The sequence below is a fragment of the Pseudonocardia sp. GCM10023141 genome (genome assembly GCF_042653605.1).
Window position 1 is genome coordinate 108,416 of record NZ_JBHSIR010000064.1, and the last position, 21,562, is coordinate 129,977.

Sequence of the window (21,562 nt, forward strand, 5' to 3'; positions counted from 1 at the left end):
TGCTGACGTAGCGCAACACGGTTCTCCGGACGCCGGGAGCAAGGTGTACCACCGCTGGAGCAAGGCCGAAGGACCGTAGGACCGCCGGGCGTGCAGACGACCGTCCGGCTGCGGGTCGCTGCCGCTGGCGCGACGCGCATTCACCAGCTGCCTTCAGGCATGTCGACTTCAGCTCTCGCGGCCGGTCCGGCCGCTGAACGAGCCTCGATCACGCGAACCCGGGAGATCCTGTGTTTCGGCAATCCGCACACGACGGTGAGGGCCTCAGCCCTGCCGTGTGCGTTGCCGTGCGCCTGCGGATGTCTCTCGCCGAGCGGATCTGGTGGGCGCTGCGGTGCCTGCTCGGCACCGCAGGCGCGGTGGTCGTGATGTGGGTCGGCGCGGTGTTCCTCGCGACGCCGGCATCGGCCTCCGTGGTTGCTCCGGTGGCTCTCGTGTCCCAGGGCGCGTCGAAGGGAGGCAAGGACAAGCCCTCCGGGAATGACAACAAGCCCTCCGGCACGGACACCAAGAAGACGCCCGTACCGACGAGTGGCGGCACCACGGATCCGGTCGAGAAGCAACCGGTGAAGAAGGAACCCGCGAAGAAGGAACCGGCTACCACGCCGGCCACGAATGCGGCGACCACGACCGCTACGGATACAACCACTACGGATACGAAGAAGACCGACACGACGAAGGCGCCCGCCGCGAAGCCCGCGGAGAAGAAGGCGCCCGCCGCGAAGCCTGATGAGAAGAAGCCCGCCGAAAAGAAGCCCGCCGAGAAGAAGCCCGCCGAGAAGAAGCCCGTTACGAACACCCCCACGGCGAAGCCCGCTGTCGATTCCGACGCGCTCGCCCGCGACATTCGCACGAAGACCGAAGCGGCTGTGGCAAAGGCCCAGGCGGCTGCGGCAAAGGCCCAGGCGGCGGCGACGAAGGCGGTCGACAAGGCCAAGGCAACCGTTGCCGCGGTGACCGACAAGGTCAGCAACAAGGCCGGCACCAAGGCCGGTGACAAGACTTCGGCCGCCCGGATCACGGACTCGGTCACCGAGGCCGTGCGGAACGCCGCCGGCGGCAAGGACGTCGACGCCGATGCTCTCGAGAAGGTGATCCGGGACGCCGTCGCGGATCGGACCGGAGCGGCGTCGGCCGTCACGCAGGGTGATCGACGGTCGGCGGCACAGGCGGCGGCGAAGGTGCCCGCCGCGGTGCGCGGAACCGTCGAGAAGCTCGTGCGCACCGCGACCGCCGCGCTGCCCGCCGAGGTGCGGCAGCAGGCGGACAGGGCCGTTGCCGGCGCACTCGACAAGGCCCCGAAGCCGGCCACGGGCACGGCCGGAACCGCGAAGGTCGCTACTGGGAAGGCTGCCGCCGCGAAGCCGGCCGTCGCGACCACGTCGCCGAAGGACGTGGCCCGGCTCGTGGCGGCGCTGCCCGCGCCCGTCCGGCAGGCGGCGCAGAAGCTCGCGAAGAACGCGGGATCGGCGTCGCAGGAATTGCTCCGCACCGTTTCGGATTGCCGTGGCGCGGATTGCGCCGCGGATGTGGAGCGGCTGGCGAAGAAGGCGGCGCCGGAGTTGCAGAAGGTGCTGTCGAGCAAGAGCGCGCCGAAGGCCGCAGTCGATCTGGCGGTCGCCCTGCTGGGTGGTGTGAAGGCCACCGGAACGGCAGCGGGAACGACTGCCCCGAAGGGCACCGCAGCCGCCACCCGGCCGGGCACCGGCCGCACCACCGCCTCGCGTGGACCCCCGCGGGACGGCTCGCTGATCGCCGGATCCATCACGGACGACCCGCGCTACGCGGGCTACCGGTACGGCGGTTACGGCGACGACCCGGCCGGAACCGAGAAGCTCCTCACCGACCGGATCGCGTCCGACAAGGGCGCGAAGGATCTTGCGGCCGAGAAGAAGCAGGTGGCCGCCGGGAAGGTCACCGAGGCGGACTACGCCAAGCACGAGGCCGCGCAGAAGAAGCGCGAGCAGCAGCTCGCCACCGATCGGCAGGCCGTTGATCCGCAGCGGGCGGAGCTGGTCGACCAGGTCGTCGACGGGCAGGCCGCCCTGGACAAGACGCAGGCCGCTCTGGACGCCGAGAAGAAGCAGGTCGCCGCCGGGAAGGTCACCGCAGCGGCGCACCAGAAGAACGTGGCGAAGTACGAGGACCAGAAGGCCGACGTCTACGCGGCCACCGACGAGCTGCGCCAGGCCACCGACCGCAGCGCTCCGAACACCGTCTCGCAGGACGGCCCGCACGGCGACGGTTCGGTCGCGGGATGCGGGTCGAGCGGGGTGTTCGTCGAGTGCGGCTCGGTGAGCGCGACGAAGAGCGGCGAGCAGAGCGACCGGTGCGTCGCGCTGGCCGGGGTCTCCTCCGGATGCGGGGTCGAAACCGGGTCGGGTGACACGAAGGGCTCGGCGTCGTGCGTGCTGACCGGCGCCGACCGGGGCTGCACGAGCACCACCAGCAAGGGCGACATCACGGCGAACGCGTCCTGCACCCTCGGCACCGGTGCCGGCGACTGCGGTCAGAACAGCCAGGCCACCACCAACGGCGCGGGCATGGCGTGCGCCACCGACTCCGGCGGCTGCAAGGGCGCCACCAGCGGGCCGGTGGCACCGGGCTCCGCGGACAAGACGTCCACCACCGTCTCGTGCACGGGCCGCTGCAGCGTGGACGGGGTGTCGGACCGCGCGGGTGCCGACGCGGGCTGCCGCACAGCCGACGGGGTCTGTGACGCGGCGAGCACCGGCGCGTCCCGCAACACTCCACCGCCCGCGGCGAAGCAGGCGGCGAACCGCACACCTGCCGCTGACGACCAGCAGGCCCCCGACAACCAGCAGGCCACGGGGAGCGGCACCGGCCACTGCCAGGCCACCACCGGCGGTTGCGACCTCTCGACCTCGGTGCGGCTCGACGAGGGTCGCCAGGCCGTTGCCGACGCGCAGGCCCGCTGCGGCGACGGCGCCACCGGTTGCTCCGGTGCGGCCACCACGAAGTCGGGCGCCACCAGCACGACGGTCCCCGCCACCGCTGCCAAGGCCGCCACCAAGACCGCCACTGCCGACAAGGCGCCCGCCGCCCCGGCCCGTACCACCGACGGTGCGGCCGACTGCACCGTTGCTGCGGGCGGCTGCCGGGCCCACTCCGGCTCGGCCGCGGGCGAGGGTGGCGACGAGGGCCGCTCCGACACCACGGTCCAGGTCGACTGCGGATCGCAGCAGGGCTGCACCGGCAAGGGTGACGCCGCGACGAAGGCGAACGCCACCGGCGTTGCCGCCGACACGGCGCGCGCCGGCTCGGGCACGGCCACCTGCGCGGTCACCGCAGGCGGGTGCGACGCGGCCAGCAGCACCGTCGCCGAGAACCCCGTGACCGCGCAGCAGGCGGCCCGCCGCTCGTTCTTCGACACCACCCCGGTGAGTGCCCCAGCCGCCCCGACCGACGGTGCCGGCGGTGCGCGCAGCACCACCTCGGCGCACGTCGACTGCGGCGACACCGCGGGCTGCACCGGCACGGCCACCACGGCCACCACGGGCAAGGTCACCGCGCCTGCCGCGAAGGCGGGCGACGCCGCGGCCGTCCGCGAGACCAAGGCCGACACGCGCTGCACCGCGACCGCGGGCGGCTGCTCCAGCGAGTCCACCTCCGAGGTCGGGGACAGCCAGAAGGCAGCCGAGCAGGTCGCCTACGCCGCCGACGGCACCGCGAAGCCCGCCGTCGCGGCCGGTCGCGACCTGACGGCGGCGAGCACCGCCGCTGCCGCTGTCGACTGCGCGAGTGCCACCTGCACGGGTAGCGGTTCGGGCACCACCTCGGGGTCCGCGTCCGGCGACATCACGGGCGTCCGCGACAGCACGGCGACGTCGGACTGCACCGCGCACGGCACCGGCGCCTCCTGCCGGGCCGGCACCACCACGAACGTCGCCGACCGGGCCGCTTCCACCACGGTCGACCCGGTCACCGGGGTCAAGGCGGTGTCGGGCCCGGCCAGCGTGTCGGAGGCGACCGCGAGCGTGCAGTGCACCGGTGGCACCACCGCGTGCGGTGGCTCGACGACGACCGCCACGAGCGCCCGTGACACCGCGGTGTCGCCGGCGGCGCGTGGCACCTCGTCGGCGTCGGACTGCACGGTGACCGGTGGCGGTTGCCAGGGTGCGTCGTCGTCGAAGGCCTCCAGCGCTGCGGACTACATCGTGATCGACCCGACCACGGGGAAGCCGGCGGCGGGTCAGCCCACCAGTGGGCCGACGTCGATGTCGAGTTCGAGTGCGAGCGTCGACTGCGCCGCGGGCGCGGCCTGTTCGGGCACGGTCCACACCTCGACCACCGCCTTCGACGGCGCGGTTGACGGCGGCAGGCCGCGCACGTCGGAGGGCACGGCGAGCTGTGCGGGTGGCACGGGTGGCTGCCAGGTGCAGTCGGTGTCGAACGCCTCGACCGGTCCCGGTTCGGCGCTGGCGATGGCGGGCCCGGAGCAGAAGACCAACGTTGCCCGGCTGGGTACGGGCCCGTCGGCGGCGTCGGCCTCGGGTGCGGCGTTGACCTGCGAGGGTCAGAGCGCGTGCTCGGGCAAGGTGACGAGCGCGGCGACCGCGACCGATCCGTCGGTGTCGCCGGATCCGCGCGGTTCCCACAGCGAGGGCTCGTGTGAGGGTGTCTCGGGTGGTGGGTGCCAGGCGGTGACGAACTCCGGTGCCTCGTCGGGGCCCGACGCCAACAGCATCGCCCCGCTGGTGCAGGCCCGGTCGACGCAGAACGCCACGGTCACCTCCGGCACCACCGGCGACCAGCCGCAGGAGCCCGCCGACCAGGGCAAGAAGGCTCCCGGCCCGGACCAGCCCGCGACCCCGCCGGCCCCGACGGCCCCGGGTTCGAGCGCGAACAGCGGCGGCCCGACCGTCGCGGGGGCCTCCTCGTGGACGATGGCCAACGCCACGCTCGACTGTGCGGGCGACGCCGCCGGCTGCACGGGCACCGCACGCACCACCGCAGCGGGCAACGACGGCCCGACGTCGACGAACGGCGCCAACGGGGCCCGCGGCCCCCCGGGGCAGGGCACCTCCACCACGTCCGGCAGCTGCTCGGGGACGAGCGCCTGCCATGTCCAGACGGGTTCCACCGCAGGATCCGGCCAGGTCGTCGCCGACATGGTCGCCGAGCAGCAGAACACGAACGCCACGCAGCTGGCCGAGCAGGCCGCGCAGGCGAAGCAGGACGCAGACCAGGCTGCGCAGATCGCCGCCCGCACGGGTGCGACGGCGCAGGAGAAGAAGCAGGCCACCGACGCGGCTGCTGCCGCGAAGGCGGCCGGGACCGCGGCCACGGACGCGGCGGCACTGGCGCGCAAGCCGGTGACGGACGCCCCGGCCACGATGACGCAGTCCTCCGCGGCAGCGCAGTGCGCCGGCGCCGGCTGCCGGGCCGCCACCACGGGCGACACGGCCGGTGCCCCCGGTGCCGCACACACCACCGCCGCCTGCACATCGACGGCCGCGGGCTGCGGCGTGGCGAGCACGGCCACCACCGCAACGGTGCGCAACGCCGGCCAGACGCAGGACAAGGACCCGAAGCCGATCCCCGGGTTCTCCGGCAGCGCGCAGGCCTCCTCCCGGGCCGACTGCCCCGAGGCCGGCTGCACGGCCACGCTCACCGGATCCGCCGATGTCACGGCCGGCCCGCGCGGCGAGCTGAGCCACAGCACGGCGAAGGGCGACACCCGCTGTGCCCGCACCACCGCGTGCCAGGCGCAGATCAGCGCGGGCACCACCTCGGCGATCACCGCGCCCGGCACCGACAAGGCCGCGCGGTTCGCGACGACGAGCGCGTCGGTCGCGGCGACCTGCACCGACGGCAGCACGGCCGGCTGTGCCACGCGGGCGTCCTCGCAGACCGAGGCCACCGGCGCCGCGAAGGTGACCGCCACGGCCACCGCGGCCTGTGCGACCGCAGGCGCCTGCCAGGCCGGCACCGGTGGTTACGCGGGCCCCGACGTCGCCGAGGTCACCGCGGGCTGCACCGGCACCGCCTGCACGACCCACACCGAGGGCACGGCGAGCGCCGCGGGTGTGGGCGGCAACGGCACCAACACCGCGACGTCGCGCACCGACTGCACCGCGGGCGCCGACGGCCAGTGCGCCGGGTCCGGCCGGGTCGGGGCGTCGAAGGACGGCACGCAGGTCACGGCCGCGTGCGCGGGCACCGACGGCTCGACGTGCACGCACAGCTTCTCGGCGAAGAGCGAGATGGCCAGCACCACCGGTGGCAACACGGCCACCGCGAGCGCCTCCTGCGGTGCAGCGGGCGCTGCGGGCTCGGGCTGGTGCGGCACCAACGCCGTCGCCGACACCACTGCCGACGGCGCCATGGCGTCGGCGGCCTGCCAGGGCAGCGCCGGCTCCGGATGCCACTACGCGTACCGGGCGCACAGCAGCGCGTCGGCCCCTGGCGCGAGCGCGACGGCCACCGGGCACGGCGAGGGCGCGATCGGCGGCGGCTGGGCGGCCACCAGCGCCATGGCCGCCGGTGGCAACGGGTCCGCGCAGGCCGGTGCCTCGTGCGCCGGTAGCGAGGGCTCGAGCTGCTCGTACTCCTACCGCGCCGAGAGCCACGCGAGCGCGCCGGGAGCGCGGGCCGATGCGGTCGGGCACGGCGGGGGCACGTTCGGCGGCGGCAACGTCGCCACCAGCGCCAGCGCGAGCGGCGGTCCCGGCTACGCCGCGGCCTCCGCCTCCTGCACGGGATCTGCCGGCACCAGCTGCAGCCACTCCTACTCGGCATCGGCCTCGGCGTCGGCATCCGACCCCGCCACCGGCTCGTGGGCCCACGCCGCCGCGCACGGCTCCGGCGGTGGCGGCATGGGTGGCGGCGGGGTGTCGGTGTCCGCGCAGGCCTTCGCCAAGGGCAACCAGGCCTACGCGGGGGCGTCCTGCTCGGGTGCCGCGAACTGCAGCGCGAGCTACACCGCGCACGCCGAGGCCGACGACGTCGGCGCGAACTCCGCACCGACGATGAACGCGCCGGGCGGCTACTACCGCGCCCACGGCGAGGGCACCTGCTCGGGCAGCGGCAACGGCGGCTGCGGCGTCATCGCCTACGCCGTCGCCAAGGACCCGAGGGACGGCGGCGGCGCGGGTGCGCGCTGCTACACCGGCAACTGCGCCAACTTCAACCAGGACGGCACGTCGTTCGGCTTCGTCCGGACCGCGGCGTCGCTGCACGACCAGTACGTGGCCGCCGGGATCATGACGCCGGACGGCAAGTGGATCGACCAGAAGCTGGGCGAGCACCAGGTCGGGGCCGAGGGCAACTGCGACAAGGGCACCTGCACCTTCTCGCTGCGCGACCCGACCGACAAGGCCCCGGTGGCCCAGGCCCCGTGCGCGGCTCCGTGCAAGATCGACGGCAAGAACGGGCAGACGATCGCCGCCGACAAGAACGGCAAGGTCACCATCACCGTCCCGACCGAGGGCGCCGACGGCAAGCCGAGCAAGGACGTCGTCGTCGACCCGAAGGGTGGCGGCAGCTACCGCGACGACAAGGGCCATGGCCGCGGCTGGGTCGACTCCAGCGGCACCATCACCGACGGCTACTCGGGCAGCACCGTCACCTACGCCGACACCTCCGGCCCGTTCGGCCGGGTGAACCCGCCGTCGGACACCGGTCCGCACCACGCGAACTACGGTGACGCGAGCGGTGGCCGGTTCAGCACCACGTGCCCGGACGGGTGCTCGGGCTCGCTGAGCAACGGCAAGCAGACCGACCAGTTCAAGATCTACGGATCGCCCGGGACACCGGCCGACGCCACGCTCGTCGCGCGCAACAACCAGGGCACCCCTGCCATGGTCAGCTTCAACGGCGCCGGGTGGTTCAAGTCGGCCGAGGGTGTCGAGGTCAAGGCCAACGGGGACGGCCTGCCGGGGCAGCCGACGTTCGGCACGCTCAACCTCAACCCCCAGAAGCCCGCGCCCGGGCAGACCGCAGGCCGCACCGAGCTGACCACGCCCGGTATCGACACCGCCGGCACCATGCAGCAGGGCCGCTACAGCGTGAGCGGGCAGACCGGCTACATCGCCTTCCCGGACGGTCGGAAGATCGAGAACCAGCTGCTGCTGCTCGGCTACGACAAGGACGTGGCGAGCAACCGGCTCGTCGCGGTCACACCCACTGCCGAGGGCAAGGGCGGCAGCTTCAGCTGCGTCGGGCACTGCGTCGAGACCGTGCCCGGCAACGCGAAGGTGAACCTGGCCAACTGCAAGGAGGTCTGCACCAACGGCCTGCCCGGCGCCTACAACCAGCTCGACCCGACCAAGAACCAGTGCAACGGCCGGTGCGAGATGACCGACGTGTTCGCCGGCAACCCGGGCAGCAAGACGCCCAACGGCTACTTCGCGGCGCACATGCTGACCGATGGCTCCGTCACCAGCATCACGCCGCAGGGCGATGCACAGCAGTGCACCGGCAAGGACTGCTCCTTCACCCAGGGCTACCGCGACGCCGACGGCAACGGCGGCTTCGCGGTCTGCCACCCGGGATCGGCCGGTGGCACCTGCTCCGGCGAGAACCGGGAGGGCGACACCCGCGGGGGCAACGGCGTCGCCACGGTGCTGCTGTACCGCAACGCCGACGGCTCCAACCGGGGCGGGGCCTGCGGTCCGGGCGGTGCCGGCTCCTGCGTCACCAATGACGCGGCGCACACCACGAAGTGGCGCGGCGACGTCGACGCCTCCTGGATGCTGCTGATCGACCCGACCTACCAGCGGCCCTCGCTCGGCACCGACACGGACAAGAAGATCGCCGCCAACCTGCCCGGGTACCAGGAGGGCGACTCGCTGCCGCCGCTGACCCCGCGGCAGTACGCGGCGCTGTCGCCCGACGACAAACAGCGCTACGACCGCTCGCTCCCCACGCTGACCCAGGTCGACAAGGACTTCGCGACCGCGCGTGCCGCCAACGCGGAGGCCGACCTGCAGTTCGACAACGTCCGGTCCAACGGCGATCGGCAGAAGCTGCTCGACGCGGTCGACAAGGTGGACGCGGCGAGCAAGGACGGTGGCCTCAGCGATCGAGACAAGGCGGCGCTAAAGCCCGAGCTCGACCTGATCGCCGCCCAGCAGGCCCGGGCCCGGCGCATGGACGTCAACCGGGGCATCGTCAACGGCCTCGACCAGATGGCGGGCGGGTCGCCGCTGGTCGATGCGAAGAACCAGGGCGTCGGGCTCGAGCCGGGCCTGCCCGGCAAGCTCGGTGCGTCGGACCTGCCGGGTGCGCGCACCAAGCTGCAGACCGACCTCGGCGTCGACAAGGACGGCTCGGCCGTCGACGCGTACGGCAACAAGGTGAAGCTCACCGCCGACCAGCAGTCCAGTGCCGACGCCGCGGAGGTCCTGTCGCTGAGCGTCGTGGGACGCAAGAACGCGATGCTCGCCCCGAACGAGGCCCTGGACCGCGACATCGCCTCGTTCGAGGCGAAGAAGAAGGCGGGCACCGCGACCCGGGCGGATCTGGACGCGTTGAAGGCCGAGGCCAAGCCGCTCGACGACGGCAACAAGGCGATCAAGGCGATCAACGAGAACGTCGTGGCGCTGACGAGGGACCTGCCCGGCGCGCCGAAGGCCGGGTCGGAGGTCCTGCGCAAGGACGACGCGGCGTTCCTGGCCTACGCGAACGACCCGAAGATGGCGCAGCAGGCGAAGGACTGGAACGACTTCCAGACCCGCGTCGACGCGGTCGCGGGCCGGCTGGCGAACTCCAGCAACCCCAACGACAAGGAGGTCGCGACGCAGCTGGGCACGCTGAGCGTGCTGGGGGAGTTGAACTACCAGACGGTCACCCGCGACATCGGCTCGCGCAGCCCGGACAACCGTCTCGGCGAGCTCGCGCTGCCGTCGTCGGGCCGGGCGGACATGGTCCGCGTGCTCAACTCGGCGATCAACAAGCCCGCCTACGACCACGTCACCGACGACCTGCAGAAGAAGTTCTTCGACCAGGGCGGCCTCGAGGGCGACGTGCCCAACGGGAAGACGGCGGCCGACCGCCGCGCCGACTTCGCCTCCCGCGGCACCCCGGACGAGATGGTGCGCGCCAGGCTCGGGGGCCAGCCGCTGACCCCGGAGGACGTGAGCAAGCTCGACGGCAAGATCAAGGATCGCATCGGCGACGGCAAGGCGACGCAGTTCATCGTCATGTTCGAGGACCCGAAGACGCACGAGGCCGCCGGGACGCCGATCTACCGGGTGGAGAAGGACGGCAAGACCACCTACGTCGACCAGAACGGCGACTACTACTCCGACCGCAACGACTTCAAGAACCACAACGAGCTCTTCAACGAGGACACCAGGATCCTCACGCCGTCGGACTGGTCGGACACCACCGGCGACTTCGCGCTCGATCGCGACAACGGGCGGCACATCTCCGGCTGGGACAAGGCCAAGGGCTGGGTCGCGGCCGGCGCGATGGTCGTCGGCGGCATCGCCATCGCCGTCGGCACGGCCGGCACCGGCACGGCGGCCACCGTGGCGCTCATCGCCGGGGCGACCGTCGTGGTCGGCACCGCGGCCTACACCACCGTCGACGCCGTCCAGACGTTGAACGCGCGGTCGGATCACGGCCAGAGCACGAGCTTCTCCGACCCCGCGGCGCGCGCTGCCTACATCACCATCGGCGGCAACATCCTGACCGTCGCCACGCTGGGCCTCGGCGGCATCGCCTCGGGCGCGGCGAAGGGGGCGACCACCGCTGCGGAGGCGGGCAACGTGGCTTCCGCGGCGTCGCGCACCGTTGTCGCGGCGCGGTTCGCCACCGCGGGCCGGGTGGCCAACTGGGGGGCCGTCGGCACCTTCGGCGGCGGGATGGTCGACTCGGGTGTGCAGCTGTGGCAGCACCGCAACGAGATGAGCGCCGGCGAGAAGTGGGCCGCCGGCGGCATGCTGGCGCTGAACGTGGCGATGCTGGGGCAGGGGCGCATCCAGGGCGTCGCGCTGAAGAGGTTCCCCGGCATGTGTCCCGGTGGCTGCAAGACGGTGGGGTCCGCGGGCGCCACGACACGGCCGATGTCGGAGCCGGCCACCGCGCCGGGTGCGACCCCGCGCCCCGGCGGCCTGCCCGAGGCGCCGATGACACCGCAGCTCCCCGAGGTGACCGGGGCCACCCGTGGCCTCGGTGGCCTCGGTGGCAAGCCTGCTTCCGGAGAGCTCGGTACCGGTCCCCGCACCGGCGCCGAGCCGGTGGCGGGCGAGGGCCGGGCCGCGGCCGGGCCGCCGCGTCCGGACGCACCCGACGCCGTGGCGCCGCAGCGACCCCAGACCTCCGCGGAGCGTGCCGCCCAGAACCGCGAGGTCGCGGCCCAGCGCGCCGCCGCGGCGCGGCAGGGCCAGACCGATCAGCTCGCCGAGACGCAGGCGCGTGGTCAGGAGCGGGTGACGGCCGCGGAGCGGCAGGCGGCGGACAACCGCGAGGTTGCCGGTCAGCGGGCGAACGACGCCGCGACCGCTTCCGGCGACCGCGCCGCGGCAGCACGGCAGGGTCAGGCCGATCAGCTGGCCGAGACGCAGGCGCGTGGTCAGGAGCGGGTGACGGCGGCGGAGCTCCCGGCCGAGGGCAACCGCCAGGCTGCCGGGGAGCGGGCCACCGAGGCCGAGACCGCTGCGGCGGCCCGGGCTGCGGCGGCGCGGGACGGTCGGACCGACCGGCTCGCCCAGAACCAGGACCGGGCGACCCAGGACCGGGCCGGCCAGGAGCGCGTGGCCGAGGCCGACGAGCCGGCCGTAGTGACCGACCCGCAGGCCGGCAACCGGATCGCCGACGCCGGTGAGCAGCGGGCGGTCGAGAACCGCACGGCGGCAGGCGACCGGGCGACCGACGCTCGTACCGGTGCCGAGCAGCGGGCCACGGAGGCCCGCACGGCCGCCGAGCAGCGGGCCACGGAGGCTCGCACGGGTGCCGCCCGCTCCGGCATCGTGGCGGCACCGGGGGAGGGTGGCGCCGGTGCGGGGACCCGACCGGGTGCGGCGATCCCCGAGGCGGCGCCGCAGGCAGGAGGCCGGCAGCTCGGTCAGGTCGTCCCCGTCGACCCGACGTCGCCGATCACCGAGAACGGCACCGGCGTGCCGCCGGCAACGGGCAGCGGGCGCGATGTCGCGCCGGCCCCCCGTCCCGCAGCGGTCCGGCCGGCAGCCCCCGACGTCGGGCAGCCGCGCCCCGGGACCGAGCCGGTCCGGTCCGGCCCGATGACCGCGGCCCGCCCGAACGCGCAGCAGGCGGGCGCCGAGACGGGTACGCCGACCGGCACCCCCGACACCGGTCGCCCCGGCGCGCCGGGCACCGGCAACGGTGGCCGGGACGGCGCGTCGCGCAACACCGCACGCGGCGCCGAACCGGAGACCGGCGGGCAGCCGCAGGGCCCCGACGCACCGCCCGCGCCCGAGACCCCGCAGCCGCCTGCCGACCCGCCCGTTCCGGGCAGTCCCGGCCACGAGGCGCCGCCCGTCGAGTCGTACGGCAGCGGCCGCGCGACCGGATCGTCGGAGCCGCACGGCGGCGGCGGCGAGCCGGGCGCGGGTGACCCCCCGGGTGGCGCGGCACGCGGTGCCGGCACCGTCGAACCGACCAGCGACGGGCACGCCGTCGCCACCGAACCGATGTCCGGCGCCGGCAGCCGCGGGCCTCCGCCCGTCGAGAGCACCCCGACCACGTCCGCACCCGGCGAGCTCGCCGGTGGTGTCGGGCACGACGGAACATCCCACCCGCGCAACCCGAACGCAGAGGAGACCAGGCCAGGAACCGGCACCGGACGAGGTACCGACACACCCGCTCCCACCGGGCGGCCCGAGACCGGGCAGACCGGGCAGACCCGCACCGACGAGGGGATCCGGGTCCACGAGGAGGGAAAGCGCGCCCGCGAGGACGCGCAGGCCGCGCTCGAGGCCGAACGCGCCGGCACGCGCCCGCAACCGCGGACCGAACCTGCCGACGATGCGGTGCGGCTCGACGGCAAGGCCGACGAGGCGCGCTACGCCGAGACCGGACGGGTCTACCGCAAGGACCTCAAGGCGATGCGCAAGAGCGCATCCGGTGGGGAGATCCGCGACACCGCGCTCGCGCGGAAGATCAGGAAGGCGCTGCGCGGGGCCGACCCGTACCCGAAGGTGATCGGTCTCATCAGCCGTGCCGCCGAGAGCCACCCCGAGCTGTTGGCCGGCCGGACGGTCTGGGACGGCCAGCTCGTCATGGCGCTGGCGCTCGCCCGCGACGAGGCGGTCGTCCAGAACCTGACCGGGCAGGGCAAGGAGATCGGCGAGGTCCTCGCCGTGGTGGCCCGCATGGTCGTCAAGGGCGACCACGTCAAGTGGATCACCCTCGACGAGGGTGCCGGGTCATCGGCCGTGCGCTCGGTCCGCCCGCTGCTCGACCGGCTCGGGCTCCGGGTCGAGCTGAACACCCCCGAGCTGAGCGCGAAGACCAAGGCGACGGTCGACGAGGCCGACCTGGTCGTCAGCACCCTCGACGAGTTCCGCTTCGACACGATGCGCGGCACGACCGGTGAGCAGAAGGCGCCGCGCGACGCCGACTTCTGGTTGCTCGACGAGGTCGACTACGCGCTGTTCGACCAGGCCCGCTCGCACGGCAGGCTCGCCCGGCCCGCGCCGGACACGGCCCCGCCGCTTGCAGAGCTGCGCAGCGCCACCGGCATCGCCGAGCAGCTGACGCCCCCGTCCGACGGCAGGCCCAACGGGCACTTCGAGCACGCCGGCGGCACCACCTGGCGGATCACCGACGCCGGGGTCGAGCACATCAGGACGACGTACGGCATCGACCTCGCCGCCGAGGCCCACACCGGGCTGCGGCAGTGGGTGGACGCCGTGCTCACCGCCAACCACGGGCTCGAGCGCGGGGTCCACTACCTCGTCGAGAACGGGTTCGGCCCCGACGGGCGGCCGCTGCCGTCCATCCGGATCGTCGACCAGCCGCGTGGCCTCGCCCGCCCCCAGCAGCGCTGGGACCTGGGCGTCATGGAGGCCGTCGAGTTCCGCGAGCTCGGCGAGGCCGGGGTCGGGACGCCGTCGCTGACGATCGCCTCGATGAGCACCCCGGAGTTCATGAAGGGCAAGACGTTCGCCGGTGCGACCGGCACCGTCGGCGGTGCCGAGGGCGTGCGGGCGCTGCGCGAGCTCTACGGCAAGGACGTGGTGTTCATCGCCCCGGAGACCGCCGTCAAGCGGGTCGACGAGACGGTGGACCTGCCGACGATCGCCGCCGAGCACCAGCGCTCCCTGCACGACGTCGAGCAGGCCCACGCCGCCGGGCTCCCGGTGGTCGTCGGCGCCCGGTCGGTGCGCGAGGCCCACGAGTACTCCGCGGAGCTGACGCGGCGCGGCATCTCGCACCAGCTGATGACAACGGAGGGTCAGCTGCTCGGCCTGCGCGACCACGTGGTCGCCACGGCCGGCATGCCGGGCCGCGTCACCGTCACGACCAACATGCTGGCCCGCAGCGTCGACATCAAGCTCGGCGGCGACCCGACGTGGCTGGCCGAGCGGGTCCTCATGCGGCTCGAGTACCCCGGCCTGCGCAAGGGCGACCCCGAGTACGACGCGGCGCTGCGCGCGGTGACGAAGCAGGCGAGGACCGAGACCGCGCAGTACAAGGCGCTGCTCGACACCGAGGGCGGCGGCCTGCAGGCCTTCTGGCTCGGCGCGTCGGACCTGCGCACCGAGTTCCAGTGGCGCGGGCGCACCGGGCGCGGCGGCGAGAACGGCGTCTCCCGGCTGTACCGGTCGCTCGAGGACGCGGGCGCCCCCCGTGCCGCCGGCACCGACTACGTGGTCGAGGCCCGGTCCACCGCGGAGCTGCCCAACCGCGGTCCGGTCGCGCTCACCGGTGCCGACGCCGAGGCCGCCCGCCTGCTGTTCGCCGCGACGCAGGACAGCGCGATCCCGACCGGTTCCGCCGCCGAAGCCGCCCGGTCCACGCCCGGTGCGGTGGCGCTCACCGAGGCCGAGACCGCCGCGCTGCCGACCATGGCGCGCAACGAGCTCGACGTCGACCTGCCGTCGCTCTACGCGGCTCGCGACGGCCGGGACGTGGCCTGGCTGACGCCGGTGCAGAACCAGGAACTGCAGGCCATCGCCGAGTACCGGGTCGAGGGCGAGCTGACCGACCCGGACGTGCGGGCCGCCGCGGAGCTGGTCGCCGAGCTGATCCCGGCCGGCCGGGTGCGGGCGCGCAGCTTCACCCCCGCCGATGTACTGGCGATCCAGGAGCAGTCGACGCGGGCCGCCGAGGCGTTCCACCGGACGTCGGAGCTGGCCCAGCGGCTCGGTGTGGACCCGGCCGAGCTGGCCACCGTGCTCGACGTCGCCGACGCGATGGACCAGGGCCGCACGCCGTCCGCCGCAACGGTTCCCGACGAGCCGGTGCAGTCGGAGCAGCCGCGCCTGGCCGGGCTCGACGACGCCGAGCTCGCCGCGCTCGTGGCCTACGGTCAGGGCTACGCGACCCAGCAGATCGCCGCGATCCTCGGCACCGACGGGCCTGCCGTCGACCGGATGCTGAGCCTGGACACCGACCACCCCGGCACGGTGATCACGGCACTGCTCGACGCCGGTGCGGGGCGTGCGCTGCGTACCGAGCAGGCCGCCCGCGAGGCGTTGCTGGCGAGCACCGACCTGACCGAGCCGGGGGCGTGGGAGCGGGTGCGCGCCGGGCTCGACGCGATCGAGGCGGGCCTGCACCCGGCCGAGCGGGCGCGCCTGTGGAACGGCACGAACCGGATCGAGGTGCTCGTGGCGCGGCTGGCCCCGGAGCTGCGCGACCGGGTCTACCTGCGCCTCGCCACGGCCGGGATCACGTCGATCACGCAGCTCGCCACCAGCACCGTCGAGACCCTGCGCGGAGCCGGGCACACGCGCAAGGACCTGGCGGCGGTACGCACGGCGCTCGGTGCGGTCGACGCGCCCACCCGGACCGGGCCGGTACGCGGTGATCGCGACCTGCGCGCCGCGCTGGCGGCGAACCCCCGCTGGGGCCACCGCGAGCTCGCCGGCGCGCTCGCGCTCGCCGCCGGGCGCCCGGTGCCCGCCGCGGGCGAACCGGTCACCGCCGAGCTCCTCGACGAGCTGCGCGTGGCCAACGGCCTGCACCGGCTCACCGTCCTGCTCGGTGACGTGGACCTGCCGCTGTCGCCCGCCGCGAACTTCGCTGCGGTGCTCGCCGCGCACGCCGGGGTCGGCCCGGCCGCCATCCCGGCAGCACCGACCGCGCGCACGACGGCGTTGCTGCTGCTCGACGCGCTGGTGTGGAGCCGACACGGCGACGCCCCGCACGCGCCCGCGGCCACCCGGCGCGATGCCGACCGCACCGCAGGGCCGTCGCGCGGTCGCACGGTCGCGGCGACCGGGGTGGCGCTGACCACCGCCGCGGTCGTGGCGGGCGGGCTCGGGCTCGCCGGTGCGCCGATCGGCGCCGCCGCGCTGGTGGCGGCGGGGCTGGTGGCGGCGCTGAGCACGGTGGCACACCGACCGGCCCGCTCGGCGAACCAGGCCCGCGCGCCGCCGGCAGGTCGCCTGCTCCTCCTCGCCGGCGCCGTTCTGGCGTTCGGGTTCGGACTCCCCACCGCCATGGTGGGTGCGACAGGTGCTCTGCTCGGCATGGCCACAAGCGGCCTCGCCACCCGGCCTGGAACGACCCTGCCGCGAATGACCCTGCCGCGAATGACCCTGCCGCGAATGACCCTGCCGCGAATGACCTTGCCGCGGGCGGTCCTGCGCGCAGTCGCCGTGGTCACTGTCGTCGCCGCGCTCGTGCTCGGCCTCGCCCCGGCCGCGTTCGCCACCGGAGCGACGGCGGCCATCGATCACACGGGCACCGCCGCCACGACCGCTGCGGTGGCCGCGCTGCCGACCACCACCGACCTGCTGCTGCAGGTGGCAGGCGGCGTCGGGATCATCGCCGGTGCCGCCGTCGCGGTGGTCGCGCTCCGCGGGCTGGGCCGCGTGGTGGGTCGGGTGCTCGGCCGGTGGTCGGGTCGCCTGCGCACCGGCGTGGCCGGCGCGGTCGCGATGGTCGGTGGCGGGCTCTGGGCCGCCGTCGCCGACGGTGGTGTGCCCGCGCTCGCGGTCGGTGGCACCGGGCTCGTCGTGGCCGGGGCCGCTGCCGCGGCGAAGCGGCTCTGGACGCCCGCGCAGCCGCGGGCGCCCACGTCGCGGTTCCAGCGCGCCGTGATCGGGGCGGCGTTCCTGCTCGGGGCGCGCGGCCTGGTGTTCACGCGACCGCTCACGGCGCTCGCCCGGCTGGCCGGCTGGCTGCACGGCAGGCCGATCCGCACGGCGCTCGCGAAGCCGGTGGCGGCGCTGACCCGCCTGCCGGCGGCGGTGCGGGGCATCGGCCTGGGCTGGTGGCCGGTGCGGGTGGACTACGAGGTGCGGCTCTACACACCGGTCCTGCAGGTGGTGCTGTTCGTGGTGCTGCAGGCGATCGGCGGGCCGGTGCTCGCCACGCTGGTGACGACCTACGTCTCGCTGTTCCCGCACGGGAAGCTGACGTGGCGCCGCAACCGCAACCCGGACCGGCTCGTGGAGTGGGCGGGCGCGTTCGCCGCCACGGTGAACCTCGCCTCGGCGCCGTCGGTGCCGCTGTGGACCACGCCCTACGGGCAGCTGTCGTTCCGGGCGAGCGCCGACCTGCTCCTCGGGCAGGTCGTCGAGTCCGTCGGCACCTTCCGCGAGATCACGGACCCGAGCCAGTGGCCGCTGGGCGTGCTGCCGGTCGCGCGCGCCAACGTCGAGTTCACGACGCACTTCGGCCTGCGCTTCGCGGTGTTCGCGCAGAAGTACGCGCTCGGTGGCAAGCAGGCCGTGACCGGGCTGACCTCACCGAAGGTGGTCGGCCTGCACCCCGTGCGGCGGGTGCTGAACTGGCTGCGCGCCCACGACCGGGCCCTGTCGACCGTCTCGATCCTGCGGTTCTTCACGGTGTGGCAGCTCGGCTTCGGCATCGGGCTCGCCGGCCAGCCGTGGAACGCGTTCGAGGTGCGGCTCTCGCTCAAGGGACTCGTCCTGCGGTGGAAGCGGACCGACCACCCCGTCAACCTGATCGAGGGGCCGAGCCTGTGGCTGCGCAAGTGGGTGCCGGCGCTGGGACGGCTCGTGGGCCGGGCACTGCCCGCGCCGGTGCTGCGCCCCTTGCGAGCCGTCGGCGCGTGGTGGCGGGCACGGGGTGACCGGGCCCGGATCGAGCACCTGACCCGGGCGATCGGTGGCCTGCTCGCCGAGCGCGTCCGGCAGGAGGACACGCTGGCATCGATCCGGGCGACGCTCGCCGGTCCGCGACGCACCCCCGGCGGCCGCCTGCGGGCGCTGCTGAACCCGATCACCGGGAGCCGGACCCGGAAGCGCATCGCGGCGCTGGAGCGCCGGTGGGAGCGGCTGATCGCGGCACGCATCGTGAACCGGCAGCGGATCAGGGCGCTCAAGGCCGAGATCGCCAGTATCGGGTCGGGCGGGTCCGGTGGACCGCTGGGCTACCTCAGCGGCAAGGACGCCGACCTGCTCGGTCGCGCCACCACCCAGCTCGCACGGGCGACGGCCGCGCAGCCACGGACCCAGCAGCCGGTGCGCAACCGCGGGCCACCGCCGGTCCGGCTCCTCCTGACTCCACGCGACGAGCTGATCGGCGCGCTGGTCGACCTCGGCGTCCGGCGCAAGCGGGCCGCCCGGATCGCCGACCGCTTCGTCGCCTACGCGGCCGTCATCGACGGTGTCGACGTCATCCTGATGGTCGACGCCCGGCACGCCGAGCTGTCGGCACTGGGGCGCGGGCTGCTCGCCGACGTGCTCGCGCACGAGCGGGACTTCCACCTCACCGGGGCGCGCGCGCACACCGACACCGAGCACGCCGCGCACGCCGCCGAGCTGCTCACCCGGATCGAGGCGGCGCGCACGGCAGCACGGGGCGCGCTGGTCCCGGCCCGTTCCCCGCAGCGTGGCCGGATCGCGCGCGAGCTCGTCGACCGGGCCCGTGTCGCCTGGACCGAGACATGGTCGGGCTTCGCACTCGCCCGCGCCTGGGCGGCGGGCGAGGTGCCCGGCACGGTCGTCGCCCAGCCGGACGTTGCCGTCACCGTCGCCCCCGGGCCGGTGCGGATCTGGCTGCGGGCGCGCTGGTACGGCCTGCCGTTCCCGGTGCACTACGGCGTCGCGGTGCTGCGGGCGGTGCCGGGACGGGTGGCGGGCATCGCGAAGGCCCTGTGGACGGGGTCGGCGTCGGCGCTCAAGACCCGGGTGCGGGTCAAGGTCGAGCACCGGATCTACCCGACCTACGTGCAGGCCCTGATCGCGGAGATCCCGATCATCGGGCCGGTCGTCGCCGAGTTCGTCACGCAACTGCTGCACCTCAAGCTGCGCGGCGAGCTGACGAAGGCGCTCAAGCGGCTCTTCGGGCGCGGGGAGGCCCGCTCCGCCACGGCCGGGCCCCCCGGCGCGGCCCGCTCGGTGTGGCAGCGGATCAGGGACGCGGTCACGCTCGCGGCGGGCATGTCCTACAACCGCGCCTTCACCGGCGGTGTCCCACCGGTGAAGGAGACGGCCGGGATCGCGTTCCCGATGCTGCCCGTCCACGGCCACACCGTCCGGGTGCGGCTGAAGTTCACCGGCGCGAGCTACGGCCCGCTGACCAACCTCGATGCCGCCACGCTGGCGCAGAAGACGCAGACCACCAACTGGATGTGGGGGCTGTTCCTGCTCGGCCGCTTCGACGTCTTCGTCACGATCGACGAGACGGTCCGGCTGAACTTCTTCCTCATCTACTTCGTCGTGGTGGGCAAGAAGGTGGCGCCGCTGGCATCGTCGCCCAAGCTCGTCGGGTTCCACCCGGTGCGGCGGCTGGTGAACCGGCTGCTGGCGCTCGACCGGGCGGTCCTGCACTGGAGCTGGCAGGACTGGATCCAGCAGCTGCAGGCGGGCAGCGGGATCGGGCTGCCCGACGAGGTGAGCCCGAACATCGGCGAACACCGCGTCTCGGTGCAGGCGCTCGAGGTGAGCCCCGCGGGCGGCCCGACGACGACGACCAACATGGTCAAGGGCCCGCCCGGCCGCGTGCTGCACCGGGTCGCCGGGTTCGTGGTCCGCACGGTCGCGCGGGTGGTCCCGGGGCCGCTGCGCCGGATGCTCGGCGCGCTCGCCGCCCGGATCGCGGCCAACGGCGCGGGCTCCGAGCGGCGCGCGAAGCTGCGGATGCTGCGCCGCTTCGACGCGCAGATGCAGCGCGAGCGGGCCGAGATCCTGGAGCTGACCGGCGAGCTCACCGGGCTGCGCGGGTGGCTGGCGACGCTGCGGACCGGCGGTGCCGACGCGGCGCTGCAGCACACCGGGATGGCGACGTTCGGCGGGGCGTCGATCGGGCCGGTCGCGATCGTGCGCGGCCGGATCGCGCGGGTCGAGAAGCGGCTGGCCGCGCTGATCGGCGCCAACCGGGACAACCACCAGCGTCGCCAGGCGATCATCGAGTCCACGCTCGGCGGTGCGGCCGCCCCCGCGCTGCCGCCTGCCGCCGCGCCCGGCATCACGGTCCGGGGCGACGGGGCACTGGCCACCGGGACCGCACAGGGCCGCGGACCGCGCAACAACGACGCCGTCGACGGCGTGGTGTTCCCGCAGCGGGTGGTCGCCATGGTCGCCGACCAGGTGGGCACGCCCGTCGGTGCCCGCCCGGCGTCGGAGATCGCCGTCGAGGCCGGCATCGGGGCCCTCACCGGTATCCCGGACACCGCCACCGGGGCGGAGGTCGCGCAGGCCCTCTTCGCGGCGGCCGACGCGGCGACCGCACCGGCCCCCGACGCGCTCGTCGCCGACGCGACCAGCGCGCTGGCCGCCGTCGTCACGCAGTCGACGGCGGCGGGCGGCGGGCTGGTCAGCCGGGCCGACCTGATCGGGCTGGGGGACAGCCAGGCGCTCCTCGTGCGCGCCGACGGCACCGTCGAGCAGATCACCACCGACGACACGCTCGCCGCCACGCGCACCGCAGAGGGCCGGGCCCCGGCGGCGCCGACGTCGGTCAGCACCCGCTGGCTCGGCTCCGGGCACACCCTGCACGCCGGCACCTGGACGGTCGAGGCGAGCGGGCCGGCGCTGCTGATCCTCGTCACCGACGGCGTGTCGGACCTGTTCCCGACGCCGGAGTCGCTCGGCGCGGTGATCGACTTCACCGCCGGGCTGCGCCACCCGGCCGTCGTGGTGCGCCAGCTCCTCGACGCGGCCAGGGAGCTGGGCGGCACCGACGACACGACCGTGGCCGTCATCCCGCTCAACACGCGGCGGATGGCGCCCCCGGCCGGTCCGCAGGCGGGCACCCCGACCAGGGCGCTGCCGGCGAAGCCGGCCCCGGCCAAGAAGCAGCGCGGCGGCAAGCGGCGGGCGCGGGCAGCGGGCGCCCACCCCGACGCGGGGACCGCGACGGGTGGCACCGCCCCGGTCGCGACCCTCGAGACGGTTCCGGCCGGTGCGCCCGCCGCCGCCGCCAGCTCGACGGAGACCGGCCCGGCGGCGCCCGTCCGGTCCGTCCCGGTCGTGCGGGCGCGCGGGCCGCC

The 21,562-nt window shown here is 74.7% G+C and carries 2 protein-coding genes; one reads left to right on the forward strand and one right to left on the reverse strand.

Annotation, left to right across the window (positions count from 1 at the left end; translation table 11 throughout):
• Positions 1-208 precede the first annotated feature (208 nt).
• Positions 209-976, reverse strand: coding sequence for a hypothetical protein (locus ACFPFQ_RS36540; RefSeq protein ID WP_379627273.1), 768 nt, complete (start codon positions 974-976; stop codon positions 209-211).
• Between ACFPFQ_RS36540 and ACFPFQ_RS36545 the strand changes: the two genes are divergently transcribed.
• A partial coding sequence (locus tag ACFPFQ_RS36545; RefSeq protein ID WP_379627275.1) for a DUF4781 domain-containing protein occupies positions 954-21,562 on the forward strand: 20,609 nt, incomplete at its 3' end. The two genes, ACFPFQ_RS36540 and ACFPFQ_RS36545, sit on opposite strands and share 23 nt — an antisense overlap.